This is a genomic window from Pseudomonas brassicacearum, assembly GCF_003732265.1.
GTDB classification, from domain to species: domain Bacteria; phylum Pseudomonadota; class Gammaproteobacteria; order Pseudomonadales; family Pseudomonadaceae; genus Aquipseudomonas; species Aquipseudomonas brassicacearum_D.
On the sequence record NZ_MOBK01000406.1, the window covers coordinates 1 to 316 of the forward strand.

General features: G+C 60.1%; 1 protein-coding gene. It reads right to left on the minus strand.

What is annotated here, in order from left to right; genetic code table 11:
- A partial coding sequence (locus BK660_RS31960) for an aldehyde dehydrogenase family protein (protein ID WP_123436470.1) occupies positions 1-316 on the minus strand: 316 nt, incomplete at both ends.

The window sequence follows — 316 nt, forward strand, 5'->3', positions numbered from 1 at the left end:
GAGTTTCAGGGCATGGCGCAGGTTGCCGGTGTAAGCCGATGCTGCCAGGCCGTAGGCCGTGTCGTTGGCCAGCGCAATGGCTTCGTCAACGGTCTGGAACGTGGTGACGCTCAGTACCGGACCGAAAATTTCTTCCTGGAACAGGCGACTATCGCGGCTCACGCCATCAACGATGGTGGGTTCGACGAAAATATCCTCGCGGGTTTTCCCGCCCACCAGCACACGCAGGTTTTCGTCGCGGGCCACATCAAGGTAGGAGCGCACCTTGTCGAAATGCGCCTTGCTGATCATCGAGCCGAGGCGGTTCTCGGGATCC